16 protein-coding genes are annotated in these 16938 nt (G+C 68.8%); all 16 read left to right on the top strand.

The features are described 5' to 3' along the window. The first annotated feature begins 7 nt into the window (after positions 1 to 7). The 16 genes from EDF33_RS01590 (at position 8) to EDF33_RS01515 (ending at position 16559) form a co-directional block, all read left to right on the top strand. On the top strand, positions 8 to 1351 hold the full coding sequence (locus EDF33_RS01590; protein WP_132099138.1) for a prepilin-type N-terminal cleavage/methylation domain-containing protein: 1344 nt from the start codon (positions 8 to 10) through the stop codon (positions 1349 to 1351). Next, positions 1351 to 2013: a prepilin-type N-terminal cleavage/methylation domain-containing protein gene (locus EDF33_RS01585; RefSeq protein ID WP_132099137.1), complete on the top strand. Its 663-nt coding sequence runs from the start codon at positions 1351 to 1353 to the stop codon at positions 2011 to 2013. The genes EDF33_RS01590 and EDF33_RS01585 overlap by 1 nt, the downstream gene beginning before the upstream one ends. Next, complete coding sequence (locus tag EDF33_RS01580; RefSeq protein ID WP_132099136.1) at positions 2010 to 3902, top strand: hypothetical protein; 1893 nt, start codon at positions 2010 to 2012, stop codon at positions 3900 to 3902. Before EDF33_RS01585 ends, EDF33_RS01580 begins: the two co-directional genes overlap by 4 nt. Positions 3903 to 3904: 2 nt before the next feature. Continuing rightward, positions 3905 to 4762: an A24 family peptidase gene (locus tag EDF33_RS01575; RefSeq protein WP_165918690.1), complete on the top strand. Its 858-nt coding sequence runs from the start codon at positions 3905 to 3907 to the stop codon at positions 4760 to 4762. Between the two features lie 66 nt (positions 4763 to 4828). Further along, entirely contained in the window at positions 4829 to 5881 is a 1053-nt protein-coding gene (gene pilM, locus EDF33_RS01570; protein WP_132099134.1) for a type IV pilus assembly protein PilM, read from the top strand. After that, positions 5878 to 6648, top strand: a complete 771-nt coding sequence (locus EDF33_RS01565; protein WP_132099133.1) for a hypothetical protein — start codon at positions 5878 to 5880, stop codon at positions 6646 to 6648. The genes pilM and EDF33_RS01565 overlap by 4 nt, the downstream gene beginning before the upstream one ends. A 1-nt stretch (position 6649) precedes the next feature. Then, positions 6650 to 7351, top strand: a complete 702-nt coding sequence (locus tag EDF33_RS01560) for a hypothetical protein (RefSeq protein WP_132099132.1) — start codon at positions 6650 to 6652, stop codon at positions 7349 to 7351. 176 nt (positions 7352 to 7527) lie between these two features. Beyond that, a complete protein-coding gene (locus EDF33_RS20025; protein ID WP_165918689.1) occupies positions 7528 to 8094 on the top strand; it encodes a hypothetical protein in 567 nt (188 codons plus the stop codon). 27 nt (positions 8095 to 8121) lie between these two features. After that, on the top strand, positions 8122 to 8607 hold the full coding sequence (locus EDF33_RS01550; RefSeq protein WP_131877658.1) for a DUF6121 family protein: 486 nt from the start codon (positions 8122 to 8124) through the stop codon (positions 8605 to 8607). Positions 8608 to 8643: 36 nt separating this feature from the next. Then, positions 8644 to 9855 (top strand): hypothetical protein, encoded by a 1212-nt coding sequence (locus EDF33_RS01545; protein ID WP_131877656.1) that lies wholly within the window; start codon positions 8644 to 8646, stop codon positions 9853 to 9855. A 229-nt stretch (positions 9856 to 10084) separates the two neighbouring features. Then, complete coding sequence (rpsL, locus tag EDF33_RS01540) at positions 10085 to 10453, top strand: 30S ribosomal protein S12 (protein WP_017885540.1); 369 nt, start codon at positions 10085 to 10087, stop codon at positions 10451 to 10453. A 5-nt stretch (positions 10454 to 10458) separates the two neighbouring features. Continuing rightward, positions 10459 to 10929 carry a 30S ribosomal protein S7 gene (rpsG, locus tag EDF33_RS01535; protein WP_055950927.1) on the top strand — a complete coding sequence of 157 codons (471 nt, stop codon included), beginning with the start codon at positions 10459 to 10461 and terminating at the stop codon, positions 10927 to 10929. Between the two features lie 87 nt (positions 10930 to 11016). After that, on the top strand, positions 11017 to 13134 hold the full coding sequence (gene fusA, locus EDF33_RS01530; RefSeq protein WP_111083473.1) for an elongation factor G: 2118 nt from the start codon (positions 11017 to 11019) through the stop codon (positions 13132 to 13134). A gap of 147 nt (positions 13135 to 13281) precedes the next feature. Continuing rightward, positions 13282 to 14469 carry an elongation factor Tu gene (gene tuf, locus EDF33_RS01525; protein WP_123293136.1) on the top strand — a complete coding sequence of 396 codons (1188 nt, stop codon included), beginning with the start codon at positions 13282 to 13284 and terminating at the stop codon, positions 14467 to 14469. Positions 14470 to 14674: 205 nt separating this feature from the next. Then, positions 14675 to 15652, top strand: a complete 978-nt coding sequence (locus EDF33_RS01520) for a DNA topoisomerase IB (RefSeq protein WP_123936960.1) — start codon at positions 14675 to 14677, stop codon at positions 15650 to 15652. 79 nt (positions 15653 to 15731) lie between these two features. Further along, positions 15732 to 16559, top strand: coding sequence for a DarT ssDNA thymidine ADP-ribosyltransferase family protein (locus tag EDF33_RS01515; RefSeq protein WP_132099131.1), 828 nt, complete (start codon positions 15732 to 15734; stop codon positions 16557 to 16559). The last annotated feature ends 379 nt before the right edge of the window (positions 16560 to 16938 follow it).

The raw sequence follows: 16938 nt of genomic DNA, 5'->3' as shown, positions 1-16938 counted from the left end.
GAACGCCATGATCTCGCGCATCGCCGATCGACTGCGTTCCGCCCGTGGCAACGAGGACGGCTTCACGATCATCGAGGTGATGGTCGCGATGACCATCTTCGCCGTCATCGCCGCCGGGATCGCCGCCGGCATCACTGCGTCGCTCGTCCTCTCGAAGGACACCCGCGCTCGCGAGGTCGCGTCGACGGTCGCGATGGAGGACATCGACAGCCTCCGCGACCTCCCCAGCATCTTCGACATCAAGAGCGGCACCGCGACGCCGACGGTCGGCAACCAGACGTTCGCGTTGACGCGGGAGGTCTCCTGGACGCGTTCCTCCGGCAGCGCGACCGCATGCGGAACCGGTGACGGCTCGCTGTCGTACAAGGCCGTCACCGTCACGGTCAGTTGGAAGACGAGCGCGTCGTCGTCTGGTTCGCAGCAGGTGACGATGTCCAGCGCGATCGCCCCGCTCACGAACATCAACTCGGACACCACGGGCTCGATCCTCATCGGCGTGGCGAACGCGAACGGCGTCGGGGTCTCGGGAATCGTCCCGACGATCACCGGTCCGGACGGCGTCACCGTCCCCGCGACGGACGCCGAAGGGTGCACCTACGTCTCCGGTGTCGCGCCCGGCACCTACACGGTGAAGGTCGCCCGGACCGGGTACGTCGACACGAACCAGCAGGCCAGCCCGTCATCGCAGACGGTCACCGTCGCTGCTGGCGCATCCGGAGCGGCTGCGTTCAGCTTCGACGCGGCGGCGAAGTACACCTTCGGGTACACGACCACACCATCGGTCGGTGCGGTCCTCCCCACGAACATGCCGACCACGCTCATCAACCCGGCCTCGGGGACGACACAACTGACGAACACGGCTGGGTCCGCATCATTGTTCCCCTTCGGGGTCGGCTACCGGGCGGTTGCCGGCACCTACGTCGTGGATGCGTCGGGCTCCGCGTCCTCGACGACATGCATCGCCCCCGAGCCGGGATCCTGGACGACCCCCAACGCGAAGGGCAAGGTCGGAACGCCGTCCGAACCTGCGAACAACACGTCGACCGTCGCAGTGCAGATGGGCGCGGTCAAACTCTCCAAGCTCACCGCTGGCCAGTACCTGACCGCGAAGACCACAACGCCAGTGAACGGTGACCCGGGGTGCGCCGTGGGCATGACCCTGCAGTTCCCCGTGCTGAAGGCGGACACCGCGACGATTGCGCTGCCGTGGGGCACGTGGAGGCTCTACTCGGGGTCGTCGGCCGGTTCCACGACCAACGCCCTGACGCTCAAGACGGAGAACGCCGCCATGGTCACCAACGGGGTCGTCACCGGTGGCGCCGTCATGGTCGACCCGCGGCCGGCCGGCTGATGCGCGCGCTGCTCCGCCGTCTCCACCGCGACCAACGCGGGATCACCCTCGTCGAACTCCTCGTTGCGATGCTCATCACGTCGCTGCTCCTCACGCTGGTCGGCAGCTTCTTCGTGTCGATGCTCAAGGCGCAGCGGACCGTCTCCTCAGTGAACGAGAGCACTCGCCAAGGAACGACCTCGATGACGCAGGTGAGTCGCTACCTGCGCGAAGCATCGCGGTGGCAGGTCACGAAGACGACGAACCGAGCGGCGTTCGAGAGCGCCTCGGCGACGAGCATGCAGTTCTACTCCGGCGTCGATCTCTCGACGTCTCGAGCCGGACTCACCAAGGTCACCATCGACGTGCAGGGCACCAAGCTCCGCATGCAGCTGCAGCGTGGAGACTGTCCTGCGAGCGGGTACTGCACGTTCACCGGCACGACGAAGACCGTCGTCCTGGCCGACGTCGTCCGGACGAGCGGCGCCAACAGCGCCCTGTTCGGCTACGTCAACGCGTCGGGGGACACGATCAGCCCGACGTCCGCCACCCTCGACTCCATCCGGTCCGTCGACGTCAACCTCAAGGTGGCATCCGCATCGGGCACGACGGCGAACGACACCACGTTCCAAGCCACCATCAACCTGCGCAACCTCGACTACGGCGCAGCGACGGAGTCATGATGCTCATCCGACTGGTCCGCGCCCTGCGCGAACGCGACGACGAACGCGGTGTCGCTCTGGCGGCGGTCATCGGCCTCGGCGCGGTACTCATGATCGTGCTGTCGCTCGTCGTCGCCACCGCGACGAGCGGTGCGACGAAGGCGTCGAACGACGACGACTACAACAAGGCCATGGCCGCGGCGTACGCAGGCCTCTCCGACTACCAGGGCCGCCTCGCCGCGGACAACTCCTACGTCAACTACGGCGTTCGCACCGCATTCTCGAGTACGAGTACCTACTCTCTCGACAGCACCAACAAGGCGTTCGGGACCGCACTGGGCGGGACCTGGGCCCCGGTCGTCGGCAGCACCGACCAGTTCTTCCGGTACGAGGTCGACAACTCCGACTACGCGAACACCGGCAAGGTGCGACTGCGGGTCACCGGCAAGGCGGACACCGCGACCCGCACGCTCGTCGTCGACCTGCGCGGCGACGGGTTCGTCAACTACCTCTACTTCACCAACTACGAGTCGCAGGACCCGAGCCTCACGGGCGAGACCGTCACCGGCGGATCGGCGCGGTGCACGTCAGCGCACCGCAACGACAGCAACTGGAACCAGACCACCAGCTGCAACGCCGTCCAGTTCGCCTCCGGAGACACACTCGACGGCCCGGTGCGGACGAACGACGTGATCACCGCCTGCGGCGCGACCTTCAACTCGACCGTGCAGGACACGGGCGCCGCCGGCTTCTTCTACACCAGCAAGGAAACGGCGATCAGCTCGGCCTGCAAGACCTCGACGAAGTTCAACGGCGGCCCGATCACGACCGCGGGCACGCTGCCGATGCCGAGCACGAACGCGAACATGAAGCAAGAGGCCCGGACCGACATCCCGGACAAGGTCGCGAAGCCCGGGTGCGTCTACACCGGACCGACCTCGATCACCTTCCTGGCCGGGGGCAAGATGCGAGTCGTCTCGCCGTGGACGAAGAAGACCCAGCTGACCGGGGCGACGAACGGCACGATCACCGGGGGCAGCACCAATGACGCGCTGTGCGGATCCGTGTCGGCGCTCGGGGGTTCGGGTGCGGTGATCCCGACCCTGCCGGCGAACCTCGTCTACGTGCAGACGGTTCCGAGCGTCAGCGGCGATCCGAACTACTGGGCCGCCAACACGACGCCGAGCGGAACGGTCAACGGAACCGTGACCGCGGGGGCACCGGTGTACTGCCAGCAGAACGTCAAGAGCGGAAGCGGGAGCAACGCGACGACGACCTCCGACTACGGCAACGGACTCGGGTACCCGAAGAACAACGAGTTCACCGGGAGTCTCGGTGACTCCGGGTACTACGGGTGCCGAAACGGCGACGTCTTCGTGTCCGGTTCGTTCGGCGGGCATATGACCCTCGCGGCCGAGAACTTCGTGTACGTGACCGGCAGCATCGTCTACCAGAACGGCCGGAGCTCGGACGACATGCTCGGCATCGTCGGGCAGAAGGCCGTCTCGATCTACAACCCCATCTCGTGCTCCTCGGGAACCAGCAGCGCCTGCTCCACGTCGAACGGATCGTCCGCGAACCTGGCGGCGACCACCAACATCGAGGTCGACGCCGCGATCGCGAGCAACCTCGGGACCTTCAACGTCCAGAACGGCGCGTTCGGCGCGAACCTCGGCACCCTCACGATCTACGGTTCCATCGCGCAGCAGTTCCGCGGATCGGTGCGTACCTCGTACTCGGGCGGCAGTAGCTGGTCCACGGGCTACGCGAAGGCCTACTCCTACGACCGACGACTGAAGACCTCCGCCCCGCCCAAGTTCCTGCAGCCCGTCTCGACCACCTACGGCGTGACCACGGAGACCGAGTCCGCCACGGCATACCGCGCCGACGGCACCCCGACGGGCAAGTGACCATGACCGCGCTGTCGTCCGTCGCACCGTTCGTCACCGTCCTCGTCGGGCTGCTCGGACTGGCGATCGGCTCCTTCCTGAACGTGGTCGTGTACCGCGTCCCTGCGGGCATGTCCGTCGTTGCGCCGGCGAGCGCGTGCCCGGGCTGCGGACACGAGATCCGATCACGCGACAACGTGCCGGTGCTGTCGTGGCTCCTCCTGCGCGCTCGGTGCCGAGACTGCGGTGTGCCGATCTCGGCCCGGTACCCGCTCGTGGAAACCGCCACGGGCCTCCTGTTCGTCGCGGTGACGATCTTCTCGGCGCTCGCGCCGTGGTCGCCGCTTGCCGACCTCGACGGCACCCGGGGTGTCGTCCACGGCGTGTTGCTGCTCGCAGCGTTCCTCTACCTGATGGCGACCAGCGTCTCGCTGGCACTGATCGACCTCGACACGCACACGCTGCCGAACCGCATCGTGCTGCCGGCCTACATCGTGCTGCCGCTGCTCCTGCTCGCTGCGTCGGCGGTCTCCGGTGACTGGGCTGCTGCGCTCCGGGGCCCCATCGGTCTCGTCGTCCTCGGGTTCGCCTACCTCGCGCTCGCGGTCGCGGTGCCCGGCGGGATGGGGCTCGGCGACGTGAAGCTCGCCGGCGTCCTCGGCTTCGTGCTCGCGTACCTCGGATGGGGACCCCTCGCAGTGGGTTCTTTCGGGGCGTTCCTGCTCGGCGGTACCTTCGCAATCGTCCTCCTGGTCGTACGCCGGGCGGGCCGCCGGAGCGGGATCCCGTTCGGCCCCTGGATGCTCGCGGGCGCCTGGCTCGGCATCGCCGTCGGTGCGCCGGTCTGGGACCTGTACCTGGGTGTGCTCGGGCTCGCCTGACGTCGGACCCACGACGCCGCACCGCACCATCAGACCGACCCGAAGACGGTCACGGAAGGACCAGCAATGCCGAAGAGCATCGTCGGAGTCGACATCGGCGCCGCAGCGATCCGCGCGGTCGAGGTGCAGGACGCCGATCGGCCGAAGCCGACCATCGTGCGGTTCGCCGAGGTCCCGGTCCCCGAGGGCGCCACGCGTCAGGGTGAGGTGGTCGAGCCCAACACCGTCGCCGGTGCACTCCGCCAGCTCTGGTCGATCGGACGCTTCCGGTCCAAGGACGTCGTGCTCGGCATGGGCAACCAGCGTGTGCTGTCGCGGGACCTGACCGTGCCACGTGCCCCGATCGCGCAGATCCGTGAGTCCCTGCCGTTCCAGGTGCAGGACATGCTCCCGGTGCCGGTCGGCGACGCCATCCTCGACTTCTACCCGACGGGTGAGGGCTTCGGGGAGAACGGCCCCACCGTCACCGGCCTGCTCGTCGCCGCCGTGAAGGACGCGGTCCTCGCGAACGTGCGCGCCGTCCAGAACGCTGGCCTCAACCCGGTCGGCGTGGACCTCATCCCGTTCGCGCTCGCGCGGGTGCTCGCTCCGACGAGCAGGCGGGGAACGGTGGCCATCGTCGAGTGCGGTGGCAACACGACGACCGTGGTGGTCGTCACCGACGGGGTTCCGAAGTTCGTCCGCATCATCCCGACGGGTGGCGACGACATCACGCGGATGCTCGCTGGACGGATGTCCATCAACGAGAACGCTGCCGAGGCCGTGAAACGACACCTCGGCATGGACCCGCTCACCGCGCAGACGGGCGACGACGCGCTCGCCGTCGCTGCAGTCCGCGAGACGGTGGGCGAGATGCTCGCGAGTCTGCGGAACACGATCAACTACTTCGCGAACACCCACCCGGAGGAGCCCGTCGCGGAGATCCTGCTCAGCGGTGCGGGAGCGGCCCTTCCCGGATTCGCGGTCGCGTTGTCGGAGTTCACCCGGACGCCGGTCCGGTTCGGTGCCCCCTTCGCCAACGCGGCCGTCGCGAAGTCGGTCCGGACTGAGGACCTGCACGCGCACGGCGCGTCCATCGCGGTCGCCTGGGGACTCGCGGCCGGAGGGAAGGCAGCATGAGCCAGACGACCAAGTCGATGCTGCCCACGGTTGCTCGTCGACGCGGCAACGCGGACAGCGCCGCCGCCCGGGTGGCGGTGGACAGTGCCGAGCGTGTCAGGCGGCAGAGTCGGGGCAACGCGAACGAGATCGTGATCGGCAGACGTCCCAGTGCGGACCTGCTGCCCACCGAGGTGCTCGCCGATCGCCGAGCGCGCAGGGTGGTCCGCCGCATGTGGGCCGGTGTCGTCCTGGTCGCCGTCCTCGTCGGCATCGCGATCGGCGGCGCCGATCTCCTCAGCACGCAGTCGCACGACGACCTCGTGGACGCGCAGAACCAGACGCTCTCCCTCCTGCGACAGCAGGCGCAGTTCAAGGAGGTCCGCGAGACCGAGACCGGGACGGTGCTGCGCGAGGCCGCACGGTCCGTCGGCGGCTCCACCGAGATCGCCTGGCAGCCCTACCTGACGTCGCTGAAGTCCTCACTGCCGGCCGGGGTCGCGATCACCGGTGTCGCCATCGATTCTGCGACGCCGCTCGAGGCGTATGCCCAGGCGGACACTCCCTTGCAGGGGCAGCGCGTCGCGACCCTGACGATCGACGCCCAGAGCCCGACCCTGCCGTCGGTGCCGGAGTGGCTCGACGCCGTCAAGGGGCTGACCGGCTTCGTCGACGCGACCGCGAACTCGGTCACCCTCGACGAGACGACCGGCACCTACACGGTGAACATGACGATCCACGTCGACGATGCCGCCTACGACGGCAAGTACCAGGACAAGGGCGAGTGAGATGACCCGCAACCGACTCAACATGCTGATCGCCGTGGTGGCGATGGTCGTCGTGGCGCTCGCCGGGTTCTTCCTCGGTGTGCAGCCGCAACTCGCTCAGGCCGCGAACGACCGGGTCGAGCAGACCTCGGTGGACGCGACGAACCGCACGACGGCGGCGGAGTTGGCCCGGCTCAAGGACCGCGCAAAGTCCCTGCCGGCGCTCAAGGCCGAGCTCGCGAAGCTCACGGCCTCGGTGCCGTCGGGGGCGAACATGTCGTCCTTCTACGGAGCGGTCGACGGGGTCGCCGCCACCTCCGGCGTCAAGGTCTCCGCGATCACGACGTCGGACGCGGTCGCCTACACCGCACCCGTCTCGGCCGGTACCGCCACGGACGCTGACGCAGCCCCGACCGACGAGGCGACGGAAGGGGCGACGGCTGAACCCACCGCCGCGGCCACCACGCCGCTCACCGACCCGGCGATCTCGGGCGAGAACTTCTCCGCCATCCCGGTCTCCGTGTCGGTCGACGGGTCCTTCGACCAAGCCCTCGCGTTCGTCGGTGGACTCCAGGACGGAGCCCGTCTCTTCCTCGTCAACACCGTCTCGTCGTCGGCCACGCAGGACTCCACCGACCAGGCCGCAGCCGCCTCGACGACGTGGACCTTCGGCGGGTACGTGTACGTCCTGACGACCGAGGCGAGCGCCTCGGCCAAGGGCTGATCCGACCCCCTCCCACTGGGGTGTGACGCGCCACGCCGACCCCTCTTCCGCGACACCCGTCGGTGTGCGTACGATGCTCACGACGCCGTGATCGCGGCTGCTCATCCCCCTCTCGAACGGTCGGCTCGAACCGGCCGTTCCCGTCGTGCCCGGAGTCGCGCGTGTTGGTCGGAATCGTGGAATTCCTTGGTTGGTTCGGCGCTGTAACCGTGCTGGCTGGTTACATTCTCTTCTCCACGGGGAAGCTCCCGAACGGGCCGGTCTACCAGCTCTTCAACCTCGTCGGCGGGCTGGCCGTCGCCGTCAACGTGGCCGCGCACCACGCGGTGCCGTCCACCATCGTCAACGGCATCTGGGCGATCGTCGCCGTGGTCGTCCTGGTGAAGATGGGACGCGCCCGTCGCGCGGCGAAACGCGGCGAGCCGGCGGCCTCCGAGGCGACCGTGCTGCACGCCGAGCCGGCGTCGACCACCGGCGTCCTGCCGATCATCGGCCCGGCCCTGCGCGACCACGAACCGGAGGAGCCCTCCGAGGCGGACGCAGCCCCGGGCCTCCAGGCAGCGCCGACCACGAGCACGACGCAGGTCGCTCCGATGACCGAGACCGTCCCGATCATCACCGCGACGATCGCACTGGCCCTGGTCGCCGCAGCGCAGGGGCACGTGGAGCGTGCAGACAGCGCGGAGAGCGCAGGCTCCCCTGAAGGCGCCGACCACGCGGAGCGGACCGAAGCCACCCGCTGACGGTCCCGTCGGCGATACGATCACCTCATGTCCCGGTGGTTGATCGCGACGATGACGTCCGTCCTCTTCATCGCGCTCGTCGTCGCCGTCGCGGGGTTCGAAGCGCTCCTCGCTGACGTCGAGGCGATCGCGCAGCCGGACGCGACCCCGTACCTCGGCCCGGCCATGGTGATCGGCGCCGCAGTGGTGGTGTTCCTCGCGACCGCGGTCGGCGCGCGAGAGGGCAACCCCGGTGTCACCGGCCTGGTCGCCGCCGCGACCGCCTACCTGGTCATGCTCGGCGTCGGTGCCGTCGGGTACGCGGCGATCCGCCGCGACCTGACCGAGCTCCTCGTCTTCCCGGCCGGCTACGCACTCGGGCCGTTCGTCGTCGGCTCCGTCGTGGTGGCGCTCCTGTCGGTGATCGGCGGGATCTCCATGGCCCGGCACCAGGCCCGGACGACGGGCTCGACATCCACGGCAGGGCAGCGGCAGGAGCCGACCGTCGCGGGTGACGACACCGTCGGGCGGTAGTCTGCCCGGGCACGACGCACACGCAACGGGGGAACGATGAGCGACCAGCACACGCCGGATCCGGACCAGCAGGACGGTTGGGGAGCCGTGCCGTCGGTGGCGTCGATCCGCGGGACGCAAGAGACGCCCGCGGCCGCGCAGAACGCGCCGGCCGGGTCGACGGCGCAGGTCGGGACGACCGCGCACGGCGCGCAGTACGCTCCGACCGCGTCGCGCGCTCCGCGCCGGAAGCTCCGCCGCGGCCAGGTCGTCGGGATCATCGCGGGCATCGCGGCGTTGTCGCTGCTCCTGGTCGGCGGCATCGCCGGGTCGCTGATCGGATCGGCCACCCACTCGGCCGACCGCCCCGTGCGGGCGTTCCTCGACGACCTGACCGCGGGGAAGGTCACCGACGCCCTCGACGCAGCGGGCATCGACCGGACGAAGTCGGACGTGCTCCTCACCGACGCCGCGTACGCGAAGGCGACCGCGAAGGTCACCGGTTACCGGGTGGCCGCGACGCGCACGGACGGCGACACCGCCACCGTCCGCGCCTACCTGCGCCAGGCCGGCCGTGACGTCGCGGCGACCTTCACGCTCGACAAGACCGGCACCGACTGGGGCGTGTTCCCGGTGTGGGAGCTGCAGGCGCCGGAGCTCGGCAGCGTCGACGTCAGCGTCCGGGGTCCGGCCGGCGCCTCGGTGCAGGTCGCGGGCACGTCGACGAAGACCCCGAAGGACGGCACCGTCGGTCTCCGCGCCCTCCCCGGCACCTACGCGGTCACGTACGACGGCGGCAAGTGGACGAAGGCCACGGGTGGCAGCGCCGTCGTGGGCGGGTTCGGTGGCAGCACCTCGACGCCCGTGCAGATGACCGCGACGCTCACGAACGCGGGCGACCAGGCGGCGAAGCGGGCCGTGGACGCCTGGGTGGACGGCTGCATCGCCTCGAACGACGCCGCACCGGCCGGGTGCAGCTTCTACGCGTACGGCGAGAACCCCGCGTACACCTACACGAACGAGAAGTGGACGCTCGAGTCGCGGCCGACCGTCGCCGTCGGCAGCTGGACCACGAACGGCTGGCTCGTCTCCACCACCACCTTCGGCCGGGCCACCTTCACGGCGGACATCGCCGGCGCGGGCGGTACCGGGACGGCCACGGCCGGACCGCTCAACGTCAACGCGAGCGGGTACATCACGGGGTTCTCGAGCTCGGGCGCGACGTTCCGGTCGGCGGTCGGCAACGGGTCCTCGGACACCGGCTCATGACGGTGTCCGGCGTGGTGCCGGCCCGGATTGATTTCGTCCCGTTACGCGGGTAGTCTCTTCTGGGTGTGCGCCCTCGGGCGCGCCCGAAAAGTCCGGCGAGCGAGATCGCCCAGTCGGACCACTCCGTCCCCCCGCAGGTTCCTCCGCCGTCAGGCGGTCATCAGCGTGGGACGAGGAAGCCGGCGGATCGCGCCGGCCAGAGAGCACGAGCGAAGAACCAGGAGAACAGTTGCCTACTATTCAGCAGCTGGTTCGCAAGGGTCGTACGCCGAAGGTCACCAAGACCAAGGCGCCCGCCCTGAAGGCGAACCCCCAGCAGCGTGGTGTGTGCACCCGCGTCTACACCACCACCCCGAAGAAGCCGAACTCTGCACTGCGCAAGGTCGCTCGTGTGAAGCTCTCGAACGGCACCGAGGTCACGGCGTACATCCCCGGTGAGGGCCACAACCTCCAGGAGCACTCGATGGTGCTCGTCCGTGGCGGTCGTGTGAAGGACCTCCCCGGTGTGCGGTACAAGATCATCCGTGGCGCCCTGGACACCCAGGCCGTGAAGAACCGTAAGCAGGCTCGTAGCCGCTACGGCGCGAAGAAGGGTTGAGTTAGATGCCTCGTAAGGGTCCCGCCCCCAAGCGTCCCGTCGTCGCCGACCCGGTCTACGGTGCGCCGATCGTCAGCCAGCTCGTCAACAAGATCCTGCTCGACGGCAAGAAGGGCCTCGCCGAGCGCATCGTCTACGGTGCACTCGAGGGCGTCACTGCCAAGAACCAGCAGGATGCTGTCGTCACGCTCAAGAAGGCGCTCGACAACGTCCGTCCGACCCTCGAGGTCCGCAGCCGCCGCGTCGGTGGCTCGACCTACCAGGTCCCGGTCGAGGTCAAGCCGCACCGCGCGAACACCCTCGCGCTCCGCTGGCTGACCTCGTACGCCAAGGCCCGTCGCGAGAAGACGATGACCGAGCGTCTCATGAACGAGATCCTCGACGCGTCGAACGGTCTCGGTGCCGCGGTCAAGCGCCGCGAGGACACGCACAAGATGGCCGAGTCGAACAAGGCCTTCGCCCACTACCGCTGGTAGTCCCGGCACCGTCCGGGCACCGGTGGTCAAGAACCCCGGCGCCCGGACGGCCGCCAACCTCTCCTACAACTCTTCCGGAGGAACCCTGTGGCACAGGACGTGCTCACCGACCTGAACAAGGTCCGCAACATCGGCATCATGGCGCACATCGATGCCGGCAAGACCACGACGACCGAGCGCATCCTGTTCTACACGGGCATCACGCACAAGATCGGTGAGGTCCACGACGGCGCTGCCACGATGGACTGGATGGCGCAGGAGCAGGAGCGCGGCATCACGATCACGTCGGCCGCGACGACCTGCTTCTGGGACAACAACCAGATCAACATCATCGACACCCCCGGTCACGTGGACTTCACGGTCGAGGTGGAGCGTTCGCTCCGCGTCCTCGACGGTGCGGTCGCCGTCTTCGACGGCAAGGAGGGCGTCGAGCCCCAGTCCGAGACCGTGTGGCGTCAGGCTGACAAGTACAACGTCCCGCGCATCTGCTTCGTCAACAAGATGGACAAGCTCGGCGCGGACTTCTACTACACCGTCGACACGATCATCAACCGCCTCGGTGCGGAGCCCCTCGTGCTCCAGCTGCCGATCGGTTCGGAGAGCTCGTTCGAAGGCGTCGTCGACCTCGTCCAGATGCGTGCACTCACCTGGCGCGGCGACGCCAAGGGTGACGTCGCGATGGGTGCGAAGTACGAGATCGAAGAGATCCCGGCCGACCTGCAGGACCGCGCCGCCGAGTACCGCGAGAAGCTCATCGAGCGCGTGGCCGAGGCGGACGACGTCCTCATGGAGCGTTACCTCGAGGGCGACACCGACTTCTCGGTCGACGAGATCAAGGCCGCGATCCGCGCCCTCACCGTGAGCAGCACGCTCTACCCGGTGCTGTGCGGTTCCGCGTTCAAGAACCGCGGTGTCCAGCCGATGCTCGACGCCGTCATCGACTACCTCCCGTCCCCGCTCGACGTGCCGCCGATGATCGGCCACGACGTCAAGGACGAGGAGAAGGAGATCATCCGCAAGCCCGACGCGTCGGAGCCGTTCTCGGCTCTCGCGTTCAAGGTCGCGGTGCACCCCTTCTTCGGTCGCCTCACCTACGTCCGCGTGTACTCCGGCTCGATCGAGTCCGGCGCACAGGTCATCAACTCGACCAAGGGCAAGAAGGAGCGCATCGGGAAGATTTTCCAGATGCACTCCAACAAGGAGAACCCGGTCGCCAACGTGACCGCTGGCCACATCTACGCGGTCATCGGCCTCAAGGACACCACCACCGGTGACACCCTGTGCGACCCGACCAACCAGGTCGTCCTCGAGTCGATGACGTTCCCGGAGCCGGTCATCGAGGTCGCGATCGAGCCGAACACGAAGGCTGACCAGGAGAAGCTCTCCACGGCCATCCAGAAGCTCGCCGAAGAGGACCCGACGTTCCGCGTCGAGCTCAACGCCGAGACCGGTCAGACGACGATCAAGGGCATGGGCGAGCTCCACCTCGACATCCTCGTCGACCGCATGAAGCGCGAGTTCCACGTCGAGGCGAGCGTCGGCAAGCCCCAGGTGGCCTACCGCGAGACGCTCACCAAGATCGTCGAGCGCTACGACTACACCCACAAGAAGCAGACCGGTGGTTCCGGTCAGTTCGCGAAGGTGCAGATCGCGCTCGAGCCGATGGAGGTCACGAGCGAGAAGGTCTACGAGTTCGTCAACGCGACTTCCGGTGGCCGTGTCCCGCGCGAGTACATCCCCTCGGTCGACGCCGGTATCCAGGACGCCATGCAGGTCGGCATCCTCGCGGGCTACCCGACCGTCGGCGTGAAGGCCATCCTCAAGGACGGCGCGGCGCACGACGTCGACTCGTCCGAGATGGCGTTCAAGATCGCCGGTTCCATCGCCTACAAGGAAGCGGCCCGCAAGGCCGGTCCCGCGATCCTCGAGCCGATCATGGCCGTCGAGGTCCGTACTCCTGAGGAGTACATGGGCGACGTCATCGGTGACCTGAACTCCCGTCGTGGCCAGATCGCCTCGATGGAGGACGCCTCGGGCGTCAAGGTGGTCCGCGCGAGCGTGCCGCTGTCCGAGATGTTCGGCTACGTCGGCGACCTGCGGTCGAAGACCTCTGGTCGTGCGGTCTACTCGATGACCTTCGAGACCTACAGCCAGGTCCCGGCCAAGGTCGCCGAGGAGATCATCGCGAAGAACGCGGGGGAGTAGCGCTCAGCGCTTCTCCACAGGCGGGGGTGCCCGGCGACGGGCCCCTCGCCACCAAGTAAAGTACAGACACACACCGCGCATCAACGGTCGCGAGCCCATCCAGGGCCGGCCGGGGATGACGCTTCCGAGTCCTGAGGAGGACCCACAGTGGCCAAGGCCAAGTTCGAGCGCACCAAGCCGCACGTCAACATCGGAACCATCGGTCACGTCGACCACGGCAAGACCACGCTCACGGCGGCGATCACCAAGGTTCTGCACGACCAGTACCCGGACCTCAACGAGGCCCGTGACTTCGCGCAGATCGACAACGCTCCCGAGGAGCGCCAGCGCGGCATCACGATCAACATCTCGCACGTCGAGTACCAGACCGAGAAGCGTCACTACGCGCACGTCGACGCCCCCGGTCACGCCGACTACGTGAAGAACATGATCACGGGTGCGGCGCAGATGGACGGCGCGATCCTCGTGGTCGCCGCCACCGACGGCCCGATGCCCCAGACGCGTGAGCACGTGCTGCTCGCCCGCCAGGTCGGCGTCCCCTACATCGTCGTCGCGCTGAACAAGTCCGACATGGTGGACGACGAGGAGATCCTGGAGCTCGTCGAGCTCGAGGTCCGCGAGCTCCTCGGCTCGCAGCAGTTCGACGAGGACGCCCCCGTCGTGCAGGTCTCGGCGCTCAAGGCGCTCGAGGGCGACGAGAAGTGGGTCAAGTCGGTCCAGGAGCTCATGGCCCAGGTCGACGAGCACGTGCCGGACCCGGTGCGCGCCACCGACCAGCCCTTCCTGATGCCGATCGAGGACGTCTTCACGATCACCGGTCGTGGAACGGTCGTCACCGGTCGTGTCGAGCGTGGAACGCTCAACCTGAACGCCGAGGTCGAGATCGTCGGCATCCGCGCGACGCAGAAGACCACGGTCACGGGCATCGAGATGTTCCGCAAGCTGCTCGACCAGGCGGTCGCCGGTGACAACACCGGTCTGCTCATCCGTGGCCTCAAGCGGGAGGACGTGGAGCGCGGCCAGGTCGTCGTGAAGCCGGGTTCGGTCACGCCGCACACCGAGTTCCAGGCGAACTCCTACATCCTGACCAAGGAAGAGGGCGGGCGTCACAACCCGTTCTACGCGAACTACCGTCCGCAGTTCTACTTCCGCACCACGGACGTCACCGGCGTCATCACGCTGCCCGAGGGCACCGAGATGGTCATGCCCGGTGACACCGTCGCCATGACCGTCGAGCTGATCCAGCCGATCGCCATGGAAGAGGGCCTCCGTTTCGCCATCCGTGAGGGTGGTCGTACGGTCGGCGCCGGTACGGTCGAGAAGATCCTCAAGTAACTCCGGTTACCTGCCGCAGCGGGGTCGAGCCTTCGGGCTCGGCCCCGCTGTGTCGTTGCCCCGGTCGACGTGGCAGCGCTCGGAGCCACTGTCGGCCGCTCACGGCCCTGGCGGGCGGCGGACGGGAGGCCCGGGGTACGCCCGCCACGACGGCGTCCGTCCGCCCCGTACGGCGTCCCAGGCAGCGGGGAGTTGGCTCGGCCGGGTGACTCGTCTGCGCCGTTCCACGACCTCCGGTCGTGGCTACCACCGTGTCCGGAGCGGCCGCGGCTTCTCGTACCGTGACCCCGACGGTGCGACCGTCACCGATGCCTCGGTGCGTCAGCGGCTCGAGGACCTCGTCATCCCGCCGGCCTGGGACGACGTCTGGATCTCGCCGTACGAGAACGGGCACGTCCTCGCGACCGGCATCGACGGAGCCGGACGCCGCCAGTACATGTACCACCCGTCGTGGCGCGAACGGATGGACCGGATCAAGTACGACCGGGCGCTCGCCCTCGCGGAGTCGCTGCCGGTCGCACGGCGCGGGGTCACGCAGGACCTCCGACGACCGGAACCCGATCGCCGCCGAGCGCTGGCCGCAGCGTTCCGGATGCTCGACCAGGGCTCGCTGCGGGTCGGATCGGAGCGGTACGCCAGCGAGCACGGCAGCCGCGGACTGTCGACCCTGCTGTGCGCGCACGCCCACGTCTCCGGTGACGACATCGAGCTCGACTTCCCCGGCAAGAGCGGGCAGGAGTGGTCGTCGTCGATCCACGACGCCGACCTCGCGACGGTGATCGCCGGCATGAAGCGCCGTGGGCCGAACGCCCGACTGCTGTCGTTCCGCGAACGCCGCGGTGACGAGTGGGAGCCGTTGTCCGCCGAGGACATCAACGCCTACGTCAAGGAGCGTGCTGGTGACGACTTCACGGCGAAGGACTTCCGCACCCTGCACGGCACGGTGGCCGCGGCCGTCGACCTTGCCCAGACCGGTCCGCTGTCGTCGCAGGCGAAGCGGAAGCGTGCGGTGTCCCATGCCGTGAAGGCCGCGAGCGACGAGCTCGGCAACACCCCGACGGTGTGCCGGCAGAGCTACATCGACCCGCGGCTGCTCGACGCCTACGAGCACGGCGAGACCATCGATCCGGCCCGGATCCACGCCGCCGAGTCCGAGGTCCGGGCACTGCTCTACCGACAATGACCCCGGGAGCGTCCGGATGACGTAGCGTTGGTCGACGTGCCGGACCACCCCACACGGCACGGAAGGACCCACAACAGTCGTGACTGACGAGTGCATCCACGGTTTCCCCACCGAGCTCTGCGACATCTGCGCGCCCCGGCAGCGTGAGGAGTCGGCGATCCCAGCCGCTCCGGCGCCACGGCGGACCCGCATCACCACCAACCTGCGCGTCGACCCGCCGGCCTCCGGCCCCGGGACGTCGCTGCGCTCACCGACGTCGCTCCGGTCGTCGTCGGCCGACCTGCCCGAGGCTCGGGTGTTCGCGTCGCTGCGTGCGCACCACGTGACCCACATCGACAACCTCGACGGCATCGTCGGGTCCGGCGCCATCCTGGCGGCCGACCAGGCGGAGCCCGCCGTCGACGTCAGCAGCCCCGAGACCCGGGCCGCACGCGCCGAGGCCGAAGCGCCCGACGGCAGCACCATCGCGAGCCACGTGCCGTTCACCCTGTCGCCGGATGCCGTCCGGTGGGACGAACTCCGCACCGGCGCCGTCGGGGAGCGGTGGTCCGACGCCGCCCGACGCACGCGCGCGGTGGACTACGTCGTGCTCGTCGTCCCGGTCTCGGCGTTCGGTGGCTCGGTGGTCGTCGCCGACCAGGACGCCGACGCCGACGACGTCCGGTTCGCCGTCGGCCCCGACGCCGGGACGAACCTGATCCGCCGCACCGACTTCTCCGACCCCGAGATGCTCGGACTCGAGCTCCTCGCGGGGCCGAGCGTGCCGTTCTCGTCCGTCGCGGTGATCGGTGTCCCGAACGACAAGGCCCGTCAGACGGTCCGTGCGGTGCTCGCCGACCACGGCGGCCACGCGCCGCGCGTGGCGGTCTTCCCGCCGTGGTTCGTCCCTCCGGTGACGGCCGAGTAACCGTCTCCACGAGCGCCCTCCGGACCATGTCCGGAGGGCGCTCCGCGTTGCGGCGGCGACCCGTGCCTCCAGGCCGTCCGATCCGCGTGGATCCGGGGAAGCGAGCCGGTGTCGACACGCCCGGCACATCGCGACACGCCCGGGTTGCACGTGGGCTCGGGACATGCGAGACTTGTCCGGTTCCGAATTCCCCGCGGGTGCGAGTCCGCAGGATCACTGCTCTGGCAGTGCACAACCCCCCTGTTCAGCAGGGCTGGGTTGGGCCGCAGGCAGCAGAACACGACTCCCCGAGGTCATGACGGACGCGACACTGTTGCGCCCGGAGTGCGAGGAAGTCGATTGCCCACGCTGGACGGCCAAGGTCGCCCGCGCGGTTGAC

The organism is Curtobacterium sp. PhB146 (genome assembly GCF_004342995.1).
In the GTDB taxonomy this organism is placed as follows: Bacteria; Actinomycetota; Actinomycetes; order Actinomycetales; family Microbacteriaceae; genus Curtobacterium.
Note: the sequence above shows the minus strand (reverse complement) of the source record. Positions and strands in the feature narration are given on the sequence as shown.